Source organism: Pseudomonas serbica (genome assembly GCF_028823535.1).
GTDB classification, from domain to species: Bacteria; Pseudomonadota; Gammaproteobacteria; order Pseudomonadales; family Pseudomonadaceae; genus Aquipseudomonas; species Aquipseudomonas serbica.
This window is the reverse complement of record NZ_JAQIYM010000005.1, coordinates 336071-360835: the sequence shown is the minus strand read 5'-3', so window position 1 is coordinate 360835 and position 24765 is coordinate 336071. Positions and strand designations below refer to the sequence as shown.

At 61.1% G+C, this 24765-nt stretch carries 22 protein-coding genes; all 22 read left to right on the top strand.

Annotated features, from left to right (window positions below; genetic code table 11):
• Positions 1 to 148 precede the first annotated feature (148 nt).
• The 22 genes from NQL71_RS10675 (at position 149) to fliJ (ending at position 24427) form a co-directional block, all read left to right on the top strand.
• Entirely contained in the window at positions 149 to 889 is a 741-nt protein-coding gene (locus NQL71_RS10675; RefSeq protein WP_046816882.1) for a flagellar basal body rod protein FlgF, read from the top strand.
• A gap of 45 nt (positions 890 to 934) precedes the next feature.
• Positions 935 to 1720 (top strand): flagellar basal-body rod protein FlgG, encoded by a 786-nt coding sequence (gene flgG, locus NQL71_RS10670; protein ID WP_008055493.1) that lies wholly within the window; start codon positions 935 to 937, stop codon positions 1718 to 1720.
• A gap of 52 nt (positions 1721 to 1772) precedes the next feature.
• Entirely contained in the window at positions 1773 to 2468 is a 696-nt protein-coding gene (flgH, locus tag NQL71_RS10665) for a flagellar basal body L-ring protein FlgH (RefSeq protein WP_046816883.1), read from the top strand.
• Positions 2469 to 2486: 18 nt separating this feature from the next.
• Entirely contained in the window at positions 2487 to 3596 is a 1110-nt protein-coding gene (locus NQL71_RS10660) for a flagellar basal body P-ring protein FlgI (RefSeq protein ID WP_046816884.1), read from the top strand.
• An 11-nt stretch (positions 3597 to 3607) separates the two neighbouring features.
• Entirely contained in the window at positions 3608 to 4891 is a 1284-nt protein-coding gene (gene flgJ / locus NQL71_RS10655) for a flagellar assembly peptidoglycan hydrolase FlgJ (RefSeq protein WP_274642623.1), read from the top strand.
• Between the two features lie 23 nt (positions 4892 to 4914).
• The gene (gene flgK, locus NQL71_RS10650; RefSeq protein WP_077184087.1) at positions 4915 to 6924 is read left to right on the top strand and encodes a flagellar hook-associated protein FlgK; all 2010 of its coding nucleotides are present in this window, start codon (positions 4915 to 4917) and stop codon (positions 6922 to 6924) included.
• Positions 6925 to 6937: 13 nt separating this feature from the next.
• Positions 6938 to 8518, top strand: coding sequence for a flagellar hook-associated protein 3 (locus NQL71_RS10645; protein ID WP_077184086.1), 1581 nt, complete (start codon positions 6938 to 6940; stop codon positions 8516 to 8518).
• A 312-nt stretch (positions 8519 to 8830) separates the two neighbouring features.
• Positions 8831 to 9760 carry a ketoacyl-ACP synthase III gene (locus NQL71_RS10640; protein ID WP_077184084.1) on the top strand — a complete coding sequence of 310 codons (930 nt, stop codon included), beginning with the start codon at positions 8831 to 8833 and terminating at the stop codon, positions 9758 to 9760.
• Positions 9761 to 10007: 247 nt separating this feature from the next.
• Complete coding sequence (locus tag NQL71_RS10635) at positions 10008 to 11423, top strand: flagellin N-terminal helical domain-containing protein (RefSeq protein WP_274642622.1); 1416 nt, start codon at positions 10008 to 10010, stop codon at positions 11421 to 11423.
• A 74-nt stretch (positions 11424 to 11497) separates the two neighbouring features.
• A complete protein-coding gene (locus NQL71_RS10630; RefSeq protein ID WP_274642621.1) occupies positions 11498 to 11845 on the top strand; it encodes a flagellar protein FlaG in 348 nt (115 codons plus the stop codon).
• Between the two features lie 81 nt (positions 11846 to 11926).
• Complete coding sequence (fliD, locus tag NQL71_RS10625) at positions 11927 to 13315, top strand: flagellar filament capping protein FliD (protein ID WP_077184080.1); 1389 nt, start codon at positions 11927 to 11929, stop codon at positions 13313 to 13315.
• A gap of 154 nt (positions 13316 to 13469) precedes the next feature.
• A complete protein-coding gene (fliS, locus tag NQL71_RS10620) occupies positions 13470 to 13865 on the top strand; it encodes a flagellar export chaperone FliS (RefSeq protein ID WP_274642620.1) in 396 nt (131 codons plus the stop codon).
• Positions 13866 to 13882: 17 nt separating this feature from the next.
• Positions 13883 to 14179 (top strand): flagellar protein FliT, encoded by a 297-nt coding sequence (fliT, locus tag NQL71_RS10615; protein WP_274642619.1) that lies wholly within the window; start codon positions 13883 to 13885, stop codon positions 14177 to 14179.
• A gap of 174 nt (positions 14180 to 14353) precedes the next feature.
• Positions 14354 to 15829: a sigma-54 dependent transcriptional regulator gene (locus NQL71_RS10610; RefSeq protein ID WP_077184077.1), complete on the top strand. Its 1476-nt coding sequence runs from the start codon at positions 14354 to 14356 to the stop codon at positions 15827 to 15829.
• Between the two features lie 130 nt (positions 15830 to 15959).
• Positions 15960 to 17177 (top strand): sensor histidine kinase, encoded by a 1218-nt coding sequence (locus tag NQL71_RS10605; RefSeq protein ID WP_415264690.1) that lies wholly within the window; start codon positions 15960 to 15962, stop codon positions 17175 to 17177.
• Between the two features lie 5 nt (positions 17178 to 17182).
• On the top strand, positions 17183 to 18574 hold the full coding sequence (locus NQL71_RS10600; RefSeq protein WP_248686366.1) for a sigma-54-dependent transcriptional regulator: 1392 nt from the start codon (positions 17183 to 17185) through the stop codon (positions 18572 to 18574).
• Positions 18575 to 18691: 117 nt separating this feature from the next.
• Entirely contained in the window at positions 18692 to 19021 is a 330-nt protein-coding gene (fliE, locus tag NQL71_RS10595) for a flagellar hook-basal body complex protein FliE (protein ID WP_077184074.1), read from the top strand.
• 15 nt (positions 19022 to 19036) lie between these two features.
• Positions 19037 to 20824, top strand: coding sequence for a flagellar basal-body MS-ring/collar protein FliF (fliF, locus tag NQL71_RS10590; protein ID WP_046816896.1), 1788 nt, complete (start codon positions 19037 to 19039; stop codon positions 20822 to 20824).
• Positions 20817 to 21836: a flagellar motor switch protein FliG gene (gene fliG / locus NQL71_RS10585; RefSeq protein ID WP_046816897.1), complete on the top strand. Its 1020-nt coding sequence runs from the start codon at positions 20817 to 20819 to the stop codon at positions 21834 to 21836. Before fliF ends, fliG begins: the two co-directional genes overlap by 8 nt.
• 4 nt (positions 21837 to 21840) lie before the next feature.
• On the top strand, positions 21841 to 22623 hold the full coding sequence (gene fliH / locus NQL71_RS10580) for a flagellar assembly protein FliH (protein WP_046816898.1): 783 nt from the start codon (positions 21841 to 21843) through the stop codon (positions 22621 to 22623).
• Positions 22613 to 23971, top strand: a complete 1359-nt coding sequence (fliI, locus tag NQL71_RS10575; protein ID WP_046816899.1) for a flagellar protein export ATPase FliI — start codon at positions 22613 to 22615, stop codon at positions 23969 to 23971. Before fliH ends, fliI begins: the two co-directional genes overlap by 11 nt.
• Before the next feature lie 6 nt (positions 23972 to 23977).
• Positions 23978 to 24427 (top strand): flagellar export protein FliJ, encoded by a 450-nt coding sequence (fliJ, locus tag NQL71_RS10570; RefSeq protein ID WP_046816900.1) that lies wholly within the window; start codon positions 23978 to 23980, stop codon positions 24425 to 24427.
• Positions 24428 to 24765 lie beyond the last annotated feature (338 nt).

Below are 24765 nucleotides of genomic sequence, written 5' to 3'. Positions count from 1 at the left end.
TCTGATACAAACCCTCCAGACCGGCGAAATCTCTCAAGTCCTTTGTTTGCCGGGCCTCGCGCTGCCAAAACCGACTTGGTCTGCAAATTGCTTATGCCACGTCAGTACAGCATCGGGCGGCAAACGTCCGGCAGGCAGAGGAAAGCGTGTGGACAAGTACCTTTATGTGGCAATGACCGGCGCCAGCCAGAATGCGCTGGCGCAAAAGGCCCATGCCAACAACCTGGCGAACATCTCTACCAACGGCTTCCAGAAAGACCTGGAGCAGGCCCGCTCGATGCCGGTGTTCGGCGACAGCTTTCCGGCGCGAGCGTTTGCCCTGTCCGAACGCCCGGCCACCGACTTTACCCCAGGCTCGCTGGTACAGACCGGTCGTGACCTCGACGTCGCCGTACAAGGCAGCGGCTGGCTGGCGGTGCAGAACCCCGATGGCGGAGAAAGCTACGTGCGTACCGGCAGCCTGGTGGTGGACGCCCTGGGCGTGCTGCGGGCAGGCAACGGCATGCCGGTGATCGGCAATGGCGGCCCGATCGCCGTGCCGCCCGAGCAGCAGATCGAAGTGGGCGAGGACGGCACCATCAGCATTCGCGCCATGGGCGAAGGTCCGCGTGTGATGGCTGAAGTTGACCGCATCAAGCTGGTCAACCCGGACATCAAGAACATGACCAAGGGCCTGGACGGTTCGATTCACACCAAGGACGGCCAGCCTGCGCAAGCCGATGCCAACGTCAAGCTGGTATCCGGTTTCCTCGAGTCGAGCAACGTCAACGCCGTGGACGAGATGACCCAGGTGCTGGCCCTGTCGAAGCAGTTCGAACTGCACATCAAGATGATGAACACCGCCAAAGAAGACGACCAGGCCATGGCTCGGGTCTTGCAGATCAGCTAATTACCAGAACGTCGCGCCGTAAAACAGGCGCACGAGGAGAATCGAATGCTTCCGGCTCTATGGGTTGCCAAAACCGGTCTGTCCGCCCAGGACACCAACCTGACCACCATTTCCAACAACCTGGCCAACGTCTCGACCACGGGTTTCAAACGTGACCGCGCCGAGTTCCAGGATCTGCTGTACCAGATCAAGCGTCAGCCAGGCGCCCAGTCGACCCAGGACAGCGAACTGCCGTCGGGCCTGCAACTGGGTACCGGTGTGCGCATTGTCGGCACCCAGAAGAACTTCAACGCCGGCAGCCTGCAAACCACCGAGCAACCGCTGGACATGGCCATCGACGGTCGCGGCTTCTTCCAGATCCTGCAGCCGGACGGCACCACGTCCTACACCCGTGACGGTACTTTCCACCTGGATTCCAACGGCCAGATCGTCAACGCCAGCGGCTTTGCCCTGGAACCGGCGATCGTCATTCCGAACGACGCCCAGACCTTCACCGTGGGCAAGGATGGCACCGTCTCCATCACCGTCGCCGGCAACCCGGCGTCCCAGGTGATCGGCAACCTGCAAACCGCCGACTTCATCAACCCGGCCGGCCTGCAGGCGGTGGGCAACAACCTGTTCCTGGAAACCGCCGCCAGTGGCGCGCCGCAAGTCGGCACCCCGGGCCTGGCGGGTTTCGGTACCACGCTGCAGAACACCCTGGAAACCTCCAACGTCAGCACCGTTGAGGAGATGGTCAACATGATCACCACTCAGCGCGCCTACGAGATGAACTCCAAGGTGATCTCCACCGCCGACCAGATGCTCTCGTTCGTAACGCAGAATCTGTAATCAAGTCTTTGGGGCGGCCATGAGGTCGCCTGCAACACCGTGAGGTAGGGTCATGAAACGCTTCGTCTCTGTTCTGGCACTGAGTGGGATTACTGCGCTTGCAGGCTGCGTGCCTGTGTCGCCAAAGCCCAATGACCCTTACTACGCCCCGGTGTTGCCGCGCACGCCGTTGCCGGCTGCCGCCAACAACGGCTCGATCTACCAGGCTGGCTTCGAACAGAACCTGTACACCGACCGCAAGGCGTTCCGGGTCGGTGACATCATCACCATCACCCTGAACGAAAAGACCCAGGCCAGCAAAAACGCCAACTCGCAGATTGGCAAGAACAGCAAGGCCAGCATCGGCCTGAGCTCGCTGTTCGGTTCCACGCCCAGCACCAACAATCCGTTTGGCAGTGGTGACCTGAGCCTGGACGCCAGCTATGAAGGCGACCGTGCGACCAAGGGTGACAGCAAGGCCGGTCAGGGCAACAGCCTCACCGGTTCGATCACCGTGACGGTCGCCGATGTCTTGCCTAACGGCATCATCGCCGTGCGCGGCGAGAAGTGGCTGACCCTCAACACCGGCGACGAACTGGTGAGGATTGCCGGTCTGGTCCGGGCTGACGACATCTCTACCGATAACACCGTGTCGTCGACCCGTGTCGCCGATGCGCGCATCACCTATTCGGGCACTGGCTCCTTTGCCGATGCGAGTCAGCCAGGCTGGTTCGACCGTTTCTTCCTCAGCCCGCTGTTTCCTTTCTAGGTGGCCTTCCAGTTGAGCATGTTGAAATTCAAAAGCCTCATGGTCGCCACCCTGATGCTGTCCGCAGCCTTCAACGCTCAAGCCGAGCGCCTGAAGGACATCGCCAGCATTTCCGGCGTGCGCTCCAACCAATTGATCGGCTACGGCCTGGTGGTCGGGCTCAATGGCACCGGCGACCAGACGACGCAGACCCCGTTCACCCTGCAGACCTTCAACAACATGCTCTCGCAGTTCGGCATCAAGGTACCGCCGGGTTCGGGCAACGTGCAGTTGAAGAACGTCGCGGCGGTGTCGATCAGTGCCGACTTGCCGGCGTTCGCCAAGCCGGGGCAACAGGTCGACATCACCGTTTCGTCCATCGGTAACTCCAAGAGCCTGCGCGGCGGCACCTTGCTGCTGACGCCGCTCAAGGGTATCGACGGCAACGTTTATGCGGTAGCCCAAGGCAACCTGGTGGTCGGCGGGTTTGATGCCGAGGGGCGCGATGGCTCGAAGATCACGGTCAACGTGCCTTCGGCCGGGCGCATCCCGGGCGGTGCTTCGGTCGAGCGAGCGGTGCCGAGCGGTTTCAACCAGGGCAACAGCCTGACCCTGAACCTCAACCGTTCCGACTTCACCACGGCCAAGCGCATCGTCGACAAGATCAACGACATGCTCGGCCCTGGCGTGGCCCAGGCCATCGACGGCGGCTCGGTGCGCGTCACCGCGCCGCTGGATCCGAGCCAGCGTGTCGATTACCTGTCGATCCTGGAAAACCTTGAAATCGATCCGGGTCAGGCGGTGGCCAAAGTCATCATCAACTCGCGCACCGGCACCATCGTGATCGGCCAGAACGTCAAGGTTTCCCCGGCCGCCGTCACCCACGGCAGCCTGACCGTGACCATTACCGAAGACCCTATCGTCAGCCAGCCCGGCCCTCTGTCCAATGGCCAGACCGCTGTCGTGCCGCGCTCGCGGGTCAATGCCGAGCAGGAAGCCAAGCCGATGTTCAAGTTCGGCCCGGGCACCACCCTCGACGAAATCGTCCGTGCGGTGAACCAGGTCGGCGCGGCACCGGGCGACCTGATGGCGATCCTTGAAGCACTGAAACAGGCTGGCGCCCTGCAAGCCGACCTGATCGTGATCTGAGGAGGGCGAGCATGGACATGTTCAAGAGCGGTCGGGTCAGCAGCAGCGATTCCGGTGCGTTTTCCGACCTGAACCGGCTGAACCAGCTCAAGGTCGGCGACAAGAACAGCGACGCCAACATGCGCAAGGTGGCGCAGGAGTTCGAGTCGCTGTTCCTCGGCGAGATGCTCAAGTCGATGCGTTCGGCCACCGAGGCGCTGGGCAAGGACAACCCGATGAACACCGCCGAGGCCAAGCAGTACCAGGAAATGTACGACCAGCAACTGGCGGTTTCCATGTCCCGCGAGGGCGGTGGTATCGGCCTGGCGGACGTGCTGATGCGCCAGATGTCGAAGAACAAGCCACTGGCGCCGGGTGAAGCGGCGACACTGTCGGCGGCCAAGCAGGAGGCTGCGAAAGCGGCCGCGCAGACACCGCTGGCCGCTGGCACGGTGGCGATCAACGGGCCGCTGTCGCGGGTCAATGGCGAGCGACCGTTGTGGGCCTCGCGTTCGCTCAGTGCACCGACAGGCGAGGGCGCCCATCGCAATGACATGGCGCTGATCAACCAGCGGCGCCTGGCCCTGCCGCCAAAACTGGCCGACCGCTTGCTCGCGGGCCTGGTGCCTTCCGCCACGCCGACCACCGCCACTGCGGTCAACAAAACGGCGTTGCCCGAGCGTGTCGCAACTTCCGGTTCGGGGCCCTTGTACAACGGCGACTGGCTGGAGAATGCGCAGATGGCGTCGAGCGGGTCCTTGCAGATTCACGGGCGCGCCATTGCGCAGATCCCCTTGGCGCCGGCGAAAAAAGCCTTCGGCAGCGCCGACGAATTCATCGACACCATGCTGCCGATGGCCAAGGAAGCGGCCGATCGCATTGGTGTCGATCCGCGTTACCTGGTGGCCCAGGCCGCCCTGGAAACCGGTTGGGGCAAATCGGTCATGCGCGCCCAGGACGGCAGCAGCAGCCACAACCTGTTCGGCATCAAGGCCGGCAGCAGCTGGAAGGGTGATTCGGCGCGGGCCATCACCAGCGAGTTCAGGAATGGCGAGATGGTCAAGGAGACGGCCGAGTTCCGCTCCTACGATTCCTACAAGGACAGCTTCCATGACCTGGTCACGCTGCTGCAAACCAATAATCGTTATCAAGATGTGGTGAAGTCGGCCGATAACCCCGAACAGTTTGTGCGCGAGCTGCAAAAGGCCGGTTACGCAACCGACCCGGCTTACGCCCGCAAGATTTCGCAGATAGCCAAGCAGATGACGAGTTATCAGAACTACGCTGCGGCGGGCGTTTCCACCACGCCTTTATAGACATAAGGTAAAAGGTCTGAACAATGAGTTTGCTCAACATCGGAATGTCGGGTCTGTCTGCCAGCCATGCATCGTTGGTGACTACCGGTAACAACATTTCCAACGTCGATACCGTCGGGTACTCGCGCCAACAAACTGTGCAGGGTACCAAGGACTCCATTCGGTACGGCAATGTGTTCATTGGCACCGGTACTACGCTGGCCGACGTGCGTCGGGTGTACAACAGCTACCTCGACGCGCAGTTGCAGACCTCGACCTCCCTCAACAGTGATGCGCAGGCCTATTTGGGGCAGGCCACCCAGGTGGACAAGCTGCTGTCTGACAGCGGTACCGGTGTGACCAAGACCTTGCAGTCGTTCTTTTCGGCCATGCAGACCCTGGCCGGCAGTTCCAACGACAACGCCGCGCGCCAGGCCCTGCTGACCAACGCCCAAGGCTTGAGCAGCCGCTTCAATGCCATCTCCGGGCAATTGAAGCAGCAAGGCACTTACATCAACGATCAGCTGGGTTCGATGGCCGACCAGGTCAACAAGCTGGCGTCGACCGTTGCGGCGTACAACAAGAAAATCAGTGAAGTCAGTAGTTCGGGTGGCACGCCCAACGAGCTGCTGGACCAGCGTAACGAAACCATCCGCCAGCTCAATGAGCTGGTGGGCACCCAGGTCACCGATACCGAAGGGCGCATGGATATCTACCTGGGTAACGGCCAGCCATTGGTGGTGGGTGACACTGTCAACAAACTGCGCGTGGCGTCCGACCCGGCGGATCCGACCCGTTCCTCGATCATCATGGATCGTAACGGTTCGTCGGTCGACATCACCAATGTGATGAGCGGCGGCGAGATGGGTGGGCTGTTGCGTTATCGCAATGACGTATTGACCCCGGCCGTCAATGGCCTGGGGCGTATCGCCATGGTCGTGGCCGATCAGGTCAACAAGCAATTGGGGCAGGGGCTGGATCAGAGCGGCAATTTCGGCGCGGCGCTGTTCAATGACATCAACAGTGTTGCGGCCATCAGCCAGCGCAGCATCGCCAATGCCAACAACAACACGGCGTCGGGTAACCTGAACGTCACCATCAAGGACACCAGCAAGCTGGCGGCCAGCGATTACCAGGTGACCTTCACCAGCGCCACTGGCTACAGCGTACGGCGCTTGTCGGACAATACCGACATGGGCAGTTTCGACCTGGGCACGACGCCGCCACCGGTCATCGATGGCTTCAGCCTGAGTCTCAACGCCGGTCCGGTTAACAGTGGCGACAGCTTCAAGATTACCCCGACCCGCAGTTCCGCTGCAGACATGACCACCGTCATGACCGACGCCAAGCGCCTGGCCACGTCCGCACCGCTGACCTCTACCAAGGCCCAGGGCAACACCGGTACCGGGGATGCCAGCCAGCCGACCCTGAAGACCAGCCTGGACATCTACGATTCGGCCCAGCGCCTGGAAGTGCAGAATGCGGTCAAGGCGTCGATGCCGGTCCGTATGCTGATGACCAGCGCCAGTGCCTATGAAGTGTTCGATGCCAAGGGGGTCAGTATTGGCACCGGCAACATCGTGCCCGGCCAGAACAACGACCTGAGCATTTCAGTGCCGTACACCGATGCCAGCGGCGCAGCCAAGACCTTCAGTGTCGGCATGACCGTCAGTGGCAGTCCCAAGGCCGGCGACAGCTTCAACATCGCGATGACCGCCGCCGACAGCACCGACAACCGCAACGCCCAGGCGCTGCTGGCCCTGCAGACCAAGGCCACGGTCGGTGCCACGGCAACCAGTCCCGGCGTGAGCTTTACCGAGGCCTACGGCGGCCTGGTGTCGACCGTTGGTTCCTTGACCAAGCAGGGCCAACTCGATGCCACGGCGACCGACACCATCGTCACCGGGGCGCGCAATGCGCGTGACTCGCTGTCGGGTGTCGACCTCGACGAAGAGGCCGGCAACCTGACCAAGTACCAGCAGTACTACACGGCCTCTTCGCAGATCATCAAGACTGCGCAGGAAATCTTCAGCACCCTGATCAATGCCCTTTAAGGAACCGTAGAGCATGCGAATTTCCACTGCACAGTACTACGCGACCACCGCGGCCAACTATCAACGCAACCTCAACAACGTGATGAAGACGGCCGAGCAGGCCAGCAGTGGCATCAAGCTCGAGACGGCGGCGGACGATCCGGTTGGCGCCGCGCGGTTGCTGCAGCTTGAGCAGCAAAAAGCCTTGCTGGGTCAGTACACCACCAACATCAACGCGTTGAACACGGCCCAGGCGCAGGAAGAAAGCGTGCTGGACAGCATCAACACCGTGCTGCAAAAAGTCAGCGAGCTGACGGTGCGTGCCGGCAGCGCCTCCTTGAACGACGACGATCGCAAGTCCCTCAGCGAGGAAGTCGGCCAGGCCGAGCAGCAGCTGCTGAGCTTGATGAACAGCAAGGATGCCAACGGCAAGTACATCTTTTCCGGGGCCAGCAACAACACGCCGCCGTTCGCCCGCAACAGTGATGGCACCTACAGCTATCAGGGCGACCAGACCCAGCTGGAGCTCAAGATCGGTGACTCGATGTCCCTGGGCCTGAACGATACCGGTTGGGAAGTATTCCAGCAGGCAATCAATGCCTCGCGCAGTACCACCACCCTGACCGCGCCGGCTGTCGACGACGGGCGCGTAGCCTTGTCATCAGGCCTGGTCAGCTCGGGGCCGGCCTTCGATGCCAGCTTTCGCGGTGGCGAGCCTTATACCCTGGCGTTCACCAGCAGCACGCAGTTCGTGATCACCGATGCCGCGGGTAACGACGTGACCGCCGAAGCGACGGGTGCCGGCAAGTTCGATCCGAACAACAAGGATGGCAGCGACATCACTTTCCGCGGCGTGAGCTTTGCACTGGATATCACCTTGCAGGCATCCGACACGCCCGCTACCGCGGATTCGGTCATCGCCGGCCACAGTTTCAAGCTGGAGGCCAAACCGGACAGTTTCGTCAGTACCCGCGCGCCCGGCAATGCCTCGACGGCCCTGGTCACCCAGACCCAGGTGACCGATGCCGCCGCCTACAACAGCTTTTTCCCGGAAAGCGGGGCGGTGCTGAAGTTCACCAGCCCGACGACGTTCGAGCTGTACGCCCGGCCATTGACCAGCGGCAGTACGCCGGTTACCACCGGGACCGTGGCCGGCGGCGTGGCGACCGCGGCCGGCGTCAGCTTTACCCTGAGCACCACGCCGGCACCGGCGGCCAACGATCAGTTCGATATTTCGGTCAACACTCATCAGACCCAGAACGTGCTCGACACGGTCAGCCAGCTGCGCCAGGCACTTGAAACGCCCACGTCCGGCAACCCGGCGGCACAACGCAACCTGGACAATGTGATCGCTTCCTCCATTGCCAACCTGAGCAATGCCAAGAACCAGGTCGACCTGGCCCGCGGTGCCATCGGTGCCCGGGGCAATGTGATGGACATGCAGCGCGATCAGAACCAGAGCACTGATCTGCTCAACACGTCCACCCAGTCTTCGATCCGCGAGGCCGATCCGGCTGAAGTGCTGACCCGCCTGACCTTGCAGCAGACCATGCTGCAGGCGGCGCAACTGGCATTCGCCAAGGTGTCCCAGCTGAGCCTGTTCAACAAGCTTTGAGTCGGTCCTGACCGCTCGCGGCCAGCCCTGTGTTGCACGGGGCTGGCTTTTTTTTGAGGTTTTTTTCGCGATGATCCGCTGCTGCACGAAACGGGGCCCGGACCACAAAATCAAATAAAGCCGTGAACTCTGAGTGACCCGCCAGTCAAAACGCGCATCTTCACTGTATCCTGTCTGCGGGCGGTGAAGGTGGCGGACAGTTCAAGCAGGTGCTTGAGCCACGACGATGCCCCTCTGGGGCCGGTCCCTGACTGTAGACGCCCTCGATTCAGCGAGCGGCGATGTTCAGCTGTTTATTATTGGGAAGCCATAATGATTGGCATAAAAAATATAGCGAGTTACGTGCCGACAGCCGGGGTTGACAACTACGCCCAGGGTGCAAAGTTCGACAAGGACGAAACCTTCATCCTTGGCAAGATCGGTTCGGCCTTTTTGCCGCGCATGGATGCTGATCAGGAAACCTCCGACCTGTGCGTCGAGGCCGCCAATGCGTTGTTCGCTGCCAGCCCTGAACTCAAGCGTGAAGCCATCGACTGCCTGATCGTCGTCACCCAGAACGGTGACGAGGAAGGATTGCCGCACACCGCTGCGATCGTCCAGGACAAGCTCGGTTTGCCGACCCATGTCGCCGCTTTCGATATTTCCCTGGGCTGTTCCGGCTACGTGTACGGCATCTATGCAATAAAGGGTTTCATGGAAGCGGCGGGGCTGAAAAACGGCCTGCTGATCACCGCCGATCCCTATTCGAAGATCGTCGACCCCGAAGACCGCAATACCACCATGCTGTTCGGCGATGCCGCCACCGCGACCTGGATGGGCGAAAATGCCGTCTGGCAGCTCGGCAAGTCGAAGTTCGGCACCGACGGTTCCGGCGCGCCGCACCTGAAGGTCAGCGATGGCGTGTTTTTCATGAACGGCCGCCAGGTGTTCAACTTCGCCCTGTTGAAAGTCCCGGCGCACTTGCATGAGCTGCTGGAAGAGTCCAATTTGCAGGCCGGCGATATCGACGCCTTCTGCATTCACCAGGGCAGTGCGGCCATCGTCGATGCCGTGGCGCGCCGCTTCGAGGAAGGTGAACCGGAGAAGTTCGTCAAGGACATGCTCGAAACCGGCAACACGGTGTCATCGAGTATTCCACTGCTGTTGCAGAACCACGTGTTCGATTCCAAGTGGACCCGAGTGGCCATCAGCGGCTTCGGCGTGGGCCTGTCGTGGGGCTCGGCGATTCTCTATCGCGGCTGATCAGCTCACGTGCTTTGTATGAAACGCCCGGCAACGCCAGTTGTCGGGCGTTTTGCGTTTTATTGGCGCCGTTTTTCTGGCTCTAACACCTTGAAAATAAAGGGCTGGCACGCTGCCACTAAAAAAATCGAAAAATCCGCTCAAGCAAAGCCTCCTCGCGACGATAACTATTACGTAGGTTCTCTAGGCCACACCCGGCGGTTGCCAGGGCCGGAAGCCGCAGTATCCATCCAACGAGGATTTCGTCATGGCTTTAACCGTAAACACCAACATTGCCTCCATCACTACTCAGGCTAACCTGAACAAAGCCGGCGGCGCCCTGGCCACCTCCATGCAGCGCCTGTCCTCCGGCCTGCGTATCAACAGCGCTAAAGACGACGCTGCCGGCCTGCAGATCTCCAACCGCCTGACCAGCCAGATCAACGGCCTGGGTCAAGCAGTGAAGAACGCCAACGATGGCATCTCCATCGCGCAAACCGCTGAAGGCGCGATGCAGGCTTCGACCGACATCCTGCAGAAAATGCGTACCCTGGCCCTGTCCTCGGCTACCGGCTCCCTGAGCGATGCCGACCGCAAGTCGAACAACGACGAATACCAGGCACTGACTTCCGAACTGACCCGTATCTCCCAGACCACCACTTTCGGTGGCCAGAAGCTGCTGGACGGTTCCTACGGCACCAAGGCCATCCAGGTCGGCGCCAACGCTAACGAAACCATCAACCTGTCGCTGGAAAACGTGGCGGCCAACAACATTGGTTCGCAGCAGATCAAAAGCGCTACTTCTGATCCGAAGCTGACCGGTCTGACCGGTGGTGACATCACTGTCACAGGTAATGGCGAAAGCAAGACCTATACCGTAGGTGCTGCCGCTTCGGCTAAAGAAATTGCCAAAGGCCTGAATGGCATCGTTGGTGGTCTGACTGCATCTGCCAGCACCGAAGTTCGCTTCACTGTGGACGATGCTGCCGCCGCGCTGGCTCCGGCTTCTTTCACCATGGATGTCGGTGGCCAGACTGTAGACTTTGTAGGTGTTACCAGCACTGCTAGCCTGGCAGACCAACTGAAGTCCAACGCTGCCAAGCTGGGCATCAGCGTCAACTACGACGAAGTGAACAACTCGCTGTCGATCAAATCCGACACCGGTGAAAACGTGGGCTTCTCGGCTGTGACTGCCGGTGCTTCCATTGAAATCGCTGCCAAAGACGGCGCTGGTACTTACAGCAACGACGTTGCAATCGCTGACACGCTGGTTGCCACTGGCGCAGTTTCGCTGGATTCGACCAAGGGCTTCTCCTTGACCGGTGGTGGTGTGGCTGAAGTCTTCGGCACTACCACTACTTCGGTAAAAACCACTATTTCCCAGACCGACGTGACCGACGCCACCAACGCCCAGAATGCTCTGGCCGTTATCGACAAGGCGATCGGCTCCATCGACGACGTGCGTTCGAACCTGGGTGCTACCCAGAACCGTCTGACCACCACCGTGGACAACCTGCAGAACATCCAGAAGAACTCCACTGCTGCCCGTTCCACCGTGCAGGACGTAGACTTCGCGGCTGAAACTGCCGAGCTGACCAAGCAACAAACGCTGCAATCGGCTTCGACTGCCATCCTGTCGCAAGCCAACCAGCTGCCATCCGCTGTACTGAAGCTGCTTCAGTAATCCCAGCGTTTGGTAATTGACGGAGGGGCGCGTTTACGTGCCCTTTTGTCTTTTCCGTGATGAGGAGATTGGACATGGATATGAGCGTCAAGTTGAACCAGTCTTACCCAGCGGTTGCGCCGCAAACCCCGCCCGCACCGGTCGATCCTGTCCTGCGGCCCAAGGTGGAAGCCGTCGCCCCGTCGGCGACAGAGCCAAAGCGTGATGAGCTGGAACAGGCGGTCACCGATATTCGCGAGTTCGTTCAGGCAAGCCAGCGCCAGCTGGATTTTTCCATCGACGATTCGACCGGCCGGGTCGTGGTCAAGGTCATCGCCACCGAGAGCGGTGACGTGATTCGCCAGATCCCTTCGGAAACTGCACTAAAACTGGCGCAAAGCCTAAGCCAAGCCAGCAGCCTGTTGTTTGACGACAAGGTCTGAGCTGGCATGAATTTTGTTGTTGTCTGCGTTTGAGGCGCATCTCGCCAAGAAAGCGGCAGCCACTGGATAAGGAGAAAAACGATGGCGGGTTCAACGGTTAGCGGTATCGGTTCGAACATCGATACCCAGGCGATTGTTAAGTCTCTGGTTGACGCCGAGAAGGTGCCAAAACAAACGCAGATCAACACTCAAACGTTGAAAGCAACCACCACGCTATCGTCGATCGGCAAGATCCAGGCCGCGCTGGACGCCTTTCGTGGCGCCCTGACTACCATGGGCTCGGATAACAGCTTTCGTGGCTTGATCACCTCGTCCTCGGATGAAAAGATCGCCACCATGACCGCTGGCAGCGGTGCTTCCACGGGCAGTTTCTCGCTGGTTGTGACTCAATTGGCCAGTGCGTCGAAACTGTCGACCAAGACGTTTGCCGGGGGCGCTTCCTCGGTGGTCAACAGTGGTACGAGTCCGACTACCTTGACGATTTCACAGTCAGGCAAGAACTACGACCTAAGTGTTCCTGCCGGGGCAACGCTGCAGCAGGTGCGTGACTCGATCAACTCGCAGTTTTCCACGTCAGGCTTGAGTGCCAACATCCTTACAGACTCCACGGGGTCGCGACTTGTACTGACATCGACCACCATGGGCGTTGGCTCAGACCTGACGCTGTCGGGCGATTCAGGTATCGATGTTGGCGCAACGGTGGTGGAAACGCCAAAAAACGCCAAGTACACCATCGATGGCACGATCGAGATGGAGTCCAAGAGCAATACCATCGAGGAGGCGGTCAGTGGTGTCAGCATCAAGTTGCTGTCGGTTTCGTCGAAGAGAACCGACTCCGACGACCTGATCCCGATCACCATCTCCGTGTCGACCAGCAACGCGGCCTTGAAATCCGGGGTCAAGGGGTTCGTCGATACCTACAATGCGCTGATGAAGGCGATCAGTGCGGAAACAAAGGTCACGATCAACGCCGATGGTTCCCCGACAGCGGGGACCTTGACGGGTGATTCCACGATGCGCTCGCTGATGAGTTCGATTCGTAACGAACTCAATACCCTGTCCGGTACCGGCACCTTCAAATCGTTGGCGCAGTTCGGTATCAGCACCGATTCGTCCACGGGCTTGCTGACCCTCGATGACAAGAAGTGGGACAAGGCGATGGCCACCAATGCGGCGGACGTCAGCAGTATCTTCAGCGGTAAGAGTGGACTGTTGGCGCGTTTGACGACTGCCACGGACGGTTATGCCAAGGCGAGTACTGGCACTCTGGCGGAGCGTTCCAAATCCCTGAGCGAAAGCTTGAACGATCTCAAGAAGCAACAGGACACCCTGGATGAGCGCATGACGCTCCTGCAGGCCAGTCTTTCGGCCAAATACAACGCCATGGACTCCCTGGTCGCCAAGCTGCGCGCCCAGAGCAGCAGCATCATGACCACGCTCAACGCCCTGAACAATCAGAAAGATGAGTGATCGACAGCTCTCATGAAAAAGCCCAGGCGAGCTGTCATGACCGCGCCTGGGTTTTTTCGTTAGCGACACGCCTGCATTAAAGTTTTCTGTCGACCAGTCGACATAAAGAACAGAGCGTTCCCTTTTTCGGTAGTTGTCTGCACGAGGTAGAAACATGAACCCCATGAGAGCCCTTCGCCAATACCAGAAGGTCAATTCCCATGCCCAGATCTCTGAAGCCAGCCCCCATCGCCTGGTGCAGATGTTGATGGAAGGTGGCTTGGACCGCATGGCGCAGGCCAAGGGCGCGCTGGAGCGGGGTGACATCGCACTCAAGGGGTTGATGCTGGGCAAGGCCACCGACATCCTGATCGGGCTGCGCGATGGCTTGAACCCGGAGAAGACTGAAGATCCGGCGTCCATTGAGCAACTCGACGCCTTGTACGTCTACATGACCAACCGCTTGATGGAAGCCAACGCCAATAACGATGCAGCCATCATCGACGAAGTATCGGGTCTGCTCGAAACCTTGAAAAGCGGTTGGGATGCGATTGGAAGCCCACAGGCCTGAGGGCCGAGGATGACGTCATGAGCCAAGCACTGCAACGGATCGAAGAAACACGCGAAGCGCTGATCGATGCGCTGGCCGCGCGTAACTGGGATGCAATCGGCGAGCTCGATTCGGCCTGCCGTGAGTGCGTCGATGAGGTGCTCGCTGAGGCACCGATCGACGAAGAAGCGCTGCGCACCCATCTGGAAAGCCTGCTGGCGGTGTACAAAGATTTATTGACGGTGACGATGGGCGAGCGTCAGGCAATTGTTGATGAGATGTCGCAGATCAACCAAGCGAAGAGCGCGGCAAAGGTTTACCATCTGTTTGGTTAATTAATTTCTGCTTAATCCAATCGGATTGCGCCATAAATTTGACTGTGAACGGTTTTTTGACTTTACTAGTGGCTGTTTCCAGATTTCAGGCGTCTACAGGCATTAACCAGTCTGCAAGCGTCTAGCTTGCCCACTCATTTCGGGCACCGGGTTGACTAGGGAAGTTACGATTGCATGTGGCGTGAAACCAAAATTCTGCTGATCGATGACGATAGCGTCCGCCGCCGCGACCTGGCGGTGATTTTAAATTTTCTCGGCGAAGAAAATTTACCCTGCGGTAGCCATGACTGGCAGCAGGCTGTCGTCTCTTTGTCGTCCAGTCGTGAAGTGATCTGTGTCCTCATCGGGACGGTCAATGCTCCGGGTTCGCTTCAGGGCTTGTTAAAGACACTCGCAACATGGGATGAGTTCCTTCCGATTTTGCTGATGGGCGATAATTCTTCCATCGACCTGCCGGAAGACCAGCGTCGCCGCGTGCTGTCGACCCTCGAAATGCCTCCCAGCTACAGCAAGTTGCTCGATTCGCTGCACCGTGCCCAGGTCTATCGCGAGATGTACGACCAGGCCCGCGAGCGCGGTCGGCATCGCGAACCCAATCTGTTCCGCAGCCTCGTCGGCACCAGCCGGGCGATCCAGCACGTGCGCCAGATGATGCAGCAAGTGGCCGACACTGACGCCAGCGTTCTCATCCTCGGCGAGTCCGGCACCGGCAAGGAAGTGGTCGCGCGCAACCTGCATTATCATTCCAAGCGCCGTGAGGCGCCGTTCGTGCCGGTCAATTGCGGGGCGATTCCGGCCGAGTTGCTGGAAAGCGAATTGTTCGGTCACGAGAAGGGCGCCTTCACCGGGGCGATCACCAGTCGCGCCGGGCGTTTCGAACTGGCCAATGGCGGTACCCTGTTCCTCGACGAAATCGGCGACATGCCGCTGCCGATGCAGGTCAAGCTGCTGCGCGTGCTGCAGGAGCGTACGTTCGAGCGCGTGGGTAGCAACAAGACCCAGAGCGTCGATGTGCGCATCATCGCCGCGACCCACAAGAATCTCGAAAGCATGATCGAGATCGGTACCTTCCGCGAAGACCTGTACTACCGCCTGAACGTGTTCCCGATCGAGATGGCGCCACTGCGCGAGCGTGTCGAAGACATCCCGCTGCTGATGAACGAACTGATCTCGCGCATGGAGCACGAGAAGCGCGGTTCGATCCGCTTCAACTCCGCCGCGATCATGTCGCTGTGCCGTCACGGCTGGCCGGGCAACGTCCGCGAGCTGGCCAACCTGGTGGAGCGCATGGCGATCATGCATCCGTACGGGGTGATCGGCGTGGTCGAACTGCCGAAGAAATTCCGCTACGTCGACGATGAAGACGAGCAACTGGTCGACACCCTGCGCAGTGATCTTGAAGAGCGGGTGGCAATCAATGGCCATACCCCGGACTTCACCACCCATGCCATGCTGCCACCTGAAGGCCTGGACCTGAAGGATTACCTCGGTGGCCTGGAGCAGGGCCTGATCCAGCAAGCGCTGGACGATGCCAACGGTATCGTGGCGCGAGCTGCTGAACGCCTGCGTATCCGCCGCACCACGCTGGTGGAAAAAATGCGCAAGTACGGCATGAGCCGCCGTGATGGAGATGAACAGGCGGATGATTGACGCCTGTTTTTCAACCCCTTCATTTTCAAGCAGTTTTTTTTAGGCACGGGTATTGCTATAGCCCTCGCAACGTTCCGTTTCACTGACGGTCAGCCAAGCGAGAGAGCACATCATGCCCCAAGCCGCCTCAATGTCTCCTGTTCCAGATACCCTGGGGGATGCCCTGGGGCAGTCGTCGTCCGTAGAGCAGGCGAGCCGGCTTGGCCTCGAGCAGGCGTTTGCCCTGTTCAACCAGATGTCGAGCCAGCTGACCAACTCCTACAGCATGCTCGAAGCCCGGGTCACCGAGCTCAAGGGCGAGTTGGCGGTGGTCAGCGCCCAGCGCATGCAGGAGCTGGCGGAGAAAGAGCGCCTGGCCAATCGCCTGCAACATCTGCTCGACCTCCTGCCCGGTGGCGTCATCGTCATCGACGGCCAGGGCATCGTGCGCGAAGCCAACCCGGCGGCATGCGAACTGCTCGGCTTGCCCCTTGAAGGTGAGCTGTGGCGCCAGGTGATCGCCCGTTGCTTTGCGCCCCGTGAAGACGACGGTCATGAAGTCTCCCTCAAGGATGGTCGGCGCCTGTCGATTGCCACGCGTTCACTGGATGCCGAGCCCGGGCAACTGGTGCTGCTCAACGACCTGACCGAAACCCGTCATCTGCAGGATCAGCTGGCGCGCCACGAGCGCTTGTCTTCTCTGGGGCGCATGGTGGCGTCGCTGGCGCATCAGATCCGCACGCCGTTATCCGCGGCCTTGCTCTACGCCAGTCACTTGACCGAGCAAGCGCTGCCAGTAGACACCCAGCAACGTTTCGCCGGACGACTCAAGGAGCGCTTGCACGAGCTGGAACATCAGGTGCGCGACATGTTGGTGTTTGCCCGCGGCGAGCTGCCATTGACCGACCGAGTAACCCCGGCGCAGCTGATGCAATCACTGCAGGCGGCGGCGCTGGCGCACGTGCAGGACCTGCCGATTCGCTGGCAATGCGACAGTCATGCCGGCGAATTGCTGTGCAATCGCGACACCCTGGTCGGCGCGGTCCTCAATCTGATCGAGAATGCCATCCAGGCCAGTGCCGGTGAGGTGCGCTTGAAGGTGCATCTCTACACCCGTGGAAACAACCTGCGATTGTGCGTCAGCGATAGCGGCAGCGGTATCGACGGCGCTGTGCTGGCGCGTCTGGGTGAACCCTTCTTTACCACCAAGCCTACCGGCACCGGCCTCGGCCTGACCGTGGTCCACGCTGTCGCCAGGGCCCATCAGGGCGAGTTGCGTTTGCGCTCGCGTATCGGTCGTGGCACCTGTGCGCAGGTGTTTCTACCGCTTTTTCTCAGTGAAAAAAGCAGCGCCCGGGGAGTGGAGTGAAACTCATGGCCATCAAGGTTCTACTGGTCGAGGATGACCGCGCGTTGCGTGAAGCGCTGGCTGACACGCTGTTGCTTGCCGGTCACGATTACAAGGCCGTGGCCTCGGCGCAGGAAGCCCTGGAGGCCGCGGCGGCCGAGGCGTTCAGCCTGGTGGTCAGCGACGTCAACATGCCGGGCATGGACGGTCACCAACTGCTCGCTTTGCTGCGGGCGCGACAGCCGCAATTGCCGGTGCTGCTGATGACGGCCCACGGTGCAGTCGAGCGGGCGGTCGATGCGATGCGTCAGGGGGCTGCAGATTACCTGGTCAAGCCGTTCGAGCCCAAGGCGCTGCTCGAGCTGGTCGCGCGGCATGCGCTGGGCAATGTCGGCAGCAGCGACCATGAAGGACCGGTGGCGTTCGAACCGGCCAGTGCACAGTTGCTGGAGCTGGCCGCGCGCGTGGCGCGCAGTGATTCCACGGTGCTGATCTCCGGTGAATCCGGCACCGGCAAGGAAGTGCTGGCGCGCTACATTCACCAGCACTCTCATCGCGCCAGTCAGCCGTTCATTGCGATCAACTGCGCGGCAATTCCCGACAACATGCTGGAGGCCACGCTCTTCGGCCACGAAAAGGGCTCGTTCACCGGGGCTATCGCGGCGCAGGCCGGCAAGTTCGAACAGGCTGATGGCGGGACGATCCTGCTCGATGAAATTTCCGAAATGCCCCTGGGGCTGCAAGCCAAGCTGCTGCGGGTGCTGCAGGAACGCGAGGTCGAGCGAGTCGGAGCGCGCAAGCCGATAGCGCTGGATATCCGCGTGGTCGCGACCACCAACCGGGACCTGGCCGGGGAAGTGGCGGCGGGGCGTTTCCGTGAAGACCTGTACTATCGCCTGTCCGTATTCCCGCTGGCCTGGCGGCCGTTGCGCGAGCGCACTGCCGATATCCTGCCCCTGGCCGAGCGCCTGCTGGCCAAGCACGTCAATAAAATGAAGCATGCCGCGGCGAGGTTGTCGCCCGAGGCGCAAGCCTGCCTGATCGGCTATCCGTGGCCGGGCAATGTGCGTGAACTGGATAACGCGATTCAGCGCGCATTGATCCTGCAGCAAGGTGGCCTGATTCAACCCCAGGATTTCTGTCTCGCCGGGCCGGTTGCCTGCGCACCGCTGCCGGCGTTGGCGCCAGCGCCTGCGAGGGCGGTGGAGGTCGAGGTCGAGGTCGAATCTGCCGGGGCGCTGGGCGATGACCTGCGCCGGCGTGAATTCCAGATGATCATCGACACCCTGCGCACCGAGCGCGGCCGCCGCAAAGAGGCCGCCGAGCGCCTGGGCATCAGCCCGCGCACCTTGCGCTACAAGCTGGCGCAGATGCGCGATGCCGGGATGGACGTGGAAGCGTATTTGTTTGCGACCTGATTCGGCGCGTATCCGCCGAGCTGGCACCCTTGTTGCTAACACCTCGTTACCCGCTGAGTGAGCGTCAAAAAAATTGCGGGCCGCCAGCGACGTAGCTCGTTTTCAAAGAGAGAAACCATGAGCCAAGGTATTGAATTCAATCGGTTGATGCTGGATATGCGCGCCATGCAAATGGACGCCATGTCTGCGCCGAAATCGACTGCCGCCGTCCCTGAACTGAATGGCAGCAGCTTTTCCGACATGCTCGGTCAGGCCGTCAACAAGGTCAACGACACCCAGCAGGCTTCCACGGCCCTGGCCAACGCCTTCGAGATCGGCAAGAGCGGCGTCGACCTGACGGACGTGATGATTTCCTCGCAGAAGGCCAGCGTGTCGTTCCAGGCATTGACCCAGGTGCGCAACAAGCTGGTTCAGGCTTACCAAGACATCATGCAGATGCCGGTTTAAGGACGAGATTGAGTCATGGCAGATGCAATCGCTGACAAGGTTCCGGCCAAGGCCAACTCCGTAGACGGCAAACCGCCGCTGTTCGGGTTGTCCTTCCTGGAAAACCTCTCCGAGATGACCATGCTGCGCCAGGTGGGCCTGATGGTCGGCCTGGCCGCGAGCGTGGCGATTGGCTTTGCCGTGGTGTTGTGGTCCCAGCAGCCGGACTACCGTCCGCTGTACGGCAGCCTGGCCGGCATGGACGCCAAGCAGGTGATGGATACCCTGGCGGCCGCCGATATTGCCTATAGCGTCGAACCCAATTCCGGTGCCTTGCTGGTCAAGGCCGAAGACCTGTCCCGTGCACGTCTCAAGCTCGCGGGCGCGGGTGTCACGCCCAGCGATGGCAACATCGGTTTTGAAATCCTCGACAAGGAACAGGGCCTGGGTACCAGCCAGTTCATGGAAGCGACCCGTTATCGTCGCGGCCTTGAAGGCGAGTTGGCGCGGACCATTTCCAGCCTGAACAACGTCAAGGGTGCCCGGGTGCACCTGGCGATCCCGAAAAGTTCGGTGTTCGTGCGTGACGAGCGCAAGCCGAGCGCTTCGGTGCTGGTCGAGCTGTACTCCGGGCGTTCGCTGGAGCCGGGCCAGGTCGTGGCCATCGTCAATCTGGTGGCGACCAGTGTGCCCGAACTCAGCAAGTCGCAGATCACCGTGGTCGACCAGAAAGGCAACCTGCTCTCCGATCAGGCGGAAAACTCCGAACTGACCATGGCCGGCAAGCAATTCGACTACAGCCGCCGCATGGAGAGCATGCTCACCCAGCGCGTGCACAACATCCTGCAACCGGTGCTGGGTAACGACCGCTACAAGGCCGAAGTCTCGGCCGATGTCGACTTCAGCGCCGTCGAGTCCACCTCCGAGCAATTCAATCCGGACCAGCCGGCGTTGCGCAGCGAGCAGTCGGTCAACGAGCAACGTACCGCCAGCAACGGCCCGCAAGGTGTGCCGGGTGCCCTGAGCAACCAGCCACCGTCGCCAGCCTCGGCACCGCAAACCACCGGTGGCGCCACCGCGGCGGCCGGCATGGTGCAGCCTGGCCAGCCTCTGCTCGATGCCAACGGCCAGCAGGTCATGGACCCGACCACCGGCCAGCCAATGCTCGCGCCATATCCGGCGGACAAACGTTCGCAATCGACCAAGAACTTCGAGCTCGACCGCTCTATCAGCCATACCAGGCAACAGCAGGGCCGATTGAATCGCCTGTCGGTCTCGGTGGTGGTCGATGACCAGGTCAAGATCAACCCGGCCAACGGTGAAACCACCCGTGCGCCGTGGAGCGCCGACGAATTGGCCCGTTTCACTCGGCTGGTCCAGGATGCAGTCGGTTTCGACGCCAGCCGGGGCGACAGCGTCAGCGTGATCAACATGCCGTTCTCCGCCGAACGTGGCGAAGTGATTGCCGATATTCCGTTCTACTCCCAGCCGTGGTTCTGGGACGTCATCAAGCAGCTGTTGGGCGTCCTGTTCATTCTGGTGCTGGTGTTCGGCGTGTTGCGCCCGGTGCTCAACAACATCACCGGTGGCGGCAAGGGCAAGCAGTTGGCGGGCATCGGCAGCGACGTCGAGCTCGGTGGCATGGGCGGCCTCGATGGCGAGCTGGCCAACGACCGTATCAGCCTTGGCGGCCCGACCAGCATCCTGCTGCCGAGCCCGAGCGAAGGCTATGACGCACAGTTGAACGCAATCAAGAGTCTGGTGGCAGAAGACCCGGGTCGTGTTGCCCAGGTCGTGAAAGAGTGGATTAACGCAGATGAGTGATAACCGAGCCATTGCCGCCAAACTGAGCAAGGTCGACAAAGCCGCGATCCTGCTGCTGTCGCTGGGCTCGACCGATGCCGCCCAGGTGCTGCGCCACATGGGGCCCAAAGAGGTCCAGCGTGTCGGCGTGGCCATGGCGCAGATGGGTAACGTGCACCGCGAGCAGGTCGAGCAGGTGATGAGCGAGTTCGTCGACATCGTCGGCGACCAGACCAGCCTGGGCGTGGGTTCCGACGATTACGTGCGCAAGATGCTCACCCAGGCACTGGGCGAGGACAAGGCCAACGGCCTGATCGATCGCATCCTGCTGGGCGGCAATACCAGCGGCCTCGACAGCCTGAAGTGGATGGAGCCGCGCGCGGTCGCCGACGTGATTCGCTACGAGCACCCGCAGATCCAGGCAATCGTGGTGGCGTATCTCGACCCGGATCAGGCCGGTGAAGTGCTGGGCAATTTCGACCACAAGGTGCGCCTGGACATCATCCTGCGGGTGTCCTCACTGAACACCGTGCAGCCGGCGGCCCTCAAGGAGCTCAACCAGATTCTCGAGAAGCAATTCTCCGGCAACTCCAATGCTTCGCGCACCACCCTGGGCGGGATCAAGCGCGCGGCAGACATCATGAACTTCCTCGACAGCTCGATCGAAGGCCAGCTCATGGACTCGATCCGCGAAGTCGACGAAGACCTGTCCGGTCAGATCGAAGACCTCATGTTCGTGTTCAACAACCTGGCCGATGTCGACGATCGCGGCATCCAGGCGTTGCTGCGTGAAGTGTCCTCCGACGTACTGGTGCTGGCCCTCAAGGGCTCGGACGAAAACGTCAAGGAGAAGATCTTCAAGAACATGTCCAAGCGTGCGGCCGAACTGTTGCGCGACGATCTCGAGGCCAAGGGCCCGGTGCGCGTCAGCGATGTGGAAACCGCTCAGAAGGAAATCCTCACCATCGCCCGTCGCATGGCCGAAGCGGGCGAAATCGTGCTCGGCGGCAAGGGCGGCGAGGAAATGATCTGACCCCATGGCCAAGAACGATGAGCAACCCTCTGACCTGATCCGGGCCCGGGATGTCGGTGGTTTCGAATCCTGGGCGCTGCCCAGCTTCGATCCGCCGGCCCCCGAGCCTGAGCCTGAGCCCGAACCCGAGCCGCCGCAAATGGAGGAAGTGCCGCTGGAGGAAGTCCAGCCACTGACCCTCGAAGAGCTCGAGAGCATTCGCCAGGAAGCCTACAACGAAGGTTTCGCGGTGGGTGAGAAAGAAGGCTTCCATAGCACCACGCTCAAGGTTCGCCAGGAAGCGGAAGTGGCCTTGGCGGCGAAGATCGCCGGGCTTGAAAAAATAATGGCGCATCTGTTCGAGCCCATCGCCGAACAGGACACCCAGATTGAAAAGTCCCTGGTCGAGCTGGTGCGGCACATGACCCGGCAGGTGATCCAGCGCGAACTGGTCATGGACTCGTCGCAGATCGAACACGTCATGCGCGAGGCCCTCAAGCTGTTGCCGTTGGGCGTCGACAACGTGCGGCTGTACATCAATCCGCAGGATTTCGCGCAGGTCAAAGCCCTGCGCGAGCGCCATGAGGAAACCTGGCGCATCGTCGAGGACGAGGCGCTGTTGCCCGGTGGTTGCCGGGTTGAAACCGAACACAGCCGTATCGATGCCACGGTGGAAACCCGTGTAGCGCGCGTGATGGACAAGCTGTTCGACCAGCTTCACGAGCAGGCCTTGCACCCGGCCGCGGCGGATCTGAGCCTGGAGCTGCCCGTCGGCGACAAACCAATGGCTGCCCCCGATGCGCCTTGAACGCACCAGTTTCGCCAAGCGCCTGGGCAGTTACGCCGAGGCCACGACCCTGGCTGGCGCGCCGATCCTCGAAGGTCGCCTGCTGCGCATGGTCGGCCTGACCCTCGAAGCCGAGGGCTTGCGCGCGGCCATGGGCAGTCGCTGCATGGTCATCAACGATGACAGCTACCACCCGGTGCAGGTCGAAGCCGAAGTCATGGGCTTTTCCGGCAGCAAGGTGTTCTTGATGCCGGTCGGCAGCGTGGCCGGTATCGCCCCCGGTGCCCGGGTGGTTCCCCTCTCAGACAGCGGCCGCTTGCCGATGGGCATGAGCATGCTCGGGCGCGTGCTCGATGGTGCCGGTCGTGCGCTGGACGGCAAGGGCGGGATGAAGGCCGAGGACTGGGTGCCGATGGATGGCCCGACCATCAACCCGCTCAAGCGCGAACCGATCAGCGAGCCGCTGGACGTGGGCATTCGTTGCATCAACGGCATGTTGACGGTCGGGCGCGGTCAGCGACTCGGTCTGTTCGCCGGTACCGGCGTCGGTAAATCCGTGCTGCTGGGCATGATGACGCGCTTTACCGAGGCCGACATCATCGTCGTCGGCCTGATCGGCGAGCGGGGGCGTGAGGTCAAGGAGTTCATCGAGCACATCCTCGGTGAAGAAGGGCTCAAGCGTTCGGTGGTGGTGGCATCGCCCGCGGACGATGCGCCGCTGATGCGTCTGCGCGCCGCCATGTATTGCACGCGAATCGCCGAGTATTTCCGCGACAAGGGCAAGAACGTCCTGCTGCTGATGGATTCGTTGACACGTTTCGCCCAGGCCCAACGGGAAATCGCCCTGGCCATCGGCGAGCCACCGGCGACCAAGGGTTATCCGCCCTCGGTGTTCGCCAAGTTGCCGAAGCTGGTGGAGCGCGCCGGCAATGCCGAGAAGGGCGGTGGTTCGATCACGGCGTTCTATACCGTACTGTCCGAAGGTGACGATCAGCAGGACCCGATCGCCGACTCGGCGCGGGGCGTGCTCGACGGGCACATCGTGCTGTCGCGGCGCCTGGCCGAGGAGGGCCATTACCCGGCTATCGATATCGAGGCCTCCATCAGCCGGGTCATGCCGGCGGTGGTGTCGCCCGAACACATGGCCCGGGCGCAGTACTTCAAGCAGTTGTGGTCGCGCTATCAGCAGAGCCGCGACCTGATCAGCGTCGGCGCCTACGTCGCCGGCGGCGACCGCGAGACCGACCTGGCAATTTCCCTGCAGCCGCAGCTGGTCAAATACCTGCGCCAGGGCCTCAACGACAGCATCAGCCTGGGCGAAAGCGAAGCGTACCTCGCTTCGATCTTCGCGCCCGCGGCGGGCGGTTAACCGGTCATGGCCCAGAGTCGGGCGGGCCGCCTGGCCCCCGTGGTGGAAATGGCCGAGAAGGCCGAGAAAACCGCGGTCCAGCGTTTGGGGCACTTCCAGGGCCAGGTCCGGCTGGCCGAAAGCAAGCTGGCCGACCTTGAAGCCTTTCGGCTCGACTATCAGGAACAGTGGATCGTGCGCGGCAGTGCCGGCGTGTCCGGCCAATGGTTGCTGGGCTACCAGGGCTTTCTCGCGCAATTGGGCACGGCCATCGATCAACAGCGGCAAAGCCTTGCCTGGCACCAGAACAACCTGAACAAGGCGCGGGATACCTGGCAACAGGCGTTCGCCCGGGTCGAGGGTTTGCGCAAACTGGTACAACGCTACCAGGACGAAGCAAGGGCGCTGGAAGACAAGCGCGAGCAGAAGCTGCTGGACGAATTGTCCCAGCGCCTGCCGCGACATGATGCGTATTGATCGTTGCCCGGGAAAAGATCGCAGCCAGCGGCAGCTCAGGGTGAGCGCGAAACCCATGTAGGAGCTGGCTTGTCGGGGCGCCGCATCGCAGCGAAGAGGCCCGAAAAAACAATGCAATACCCAAGGCCGCCTTCGCCGGCAAGCCGGGCTCCTACAATGTTTTGTGTTGGCCATGAGTCCGTGGTTGTCCTCGGACCATGTAGGAGCTGGCTTGCCAGCGAAGAGGCCCGAAAAAACAATGCAATACCCAAGGCCGCCTTCGCCGCCAAGCCGGGCCCCTACAATGTTTTGTGTCGGCCATGAATCCGTGGCTGTCCTCGGACCATGTAGGAGCTGGC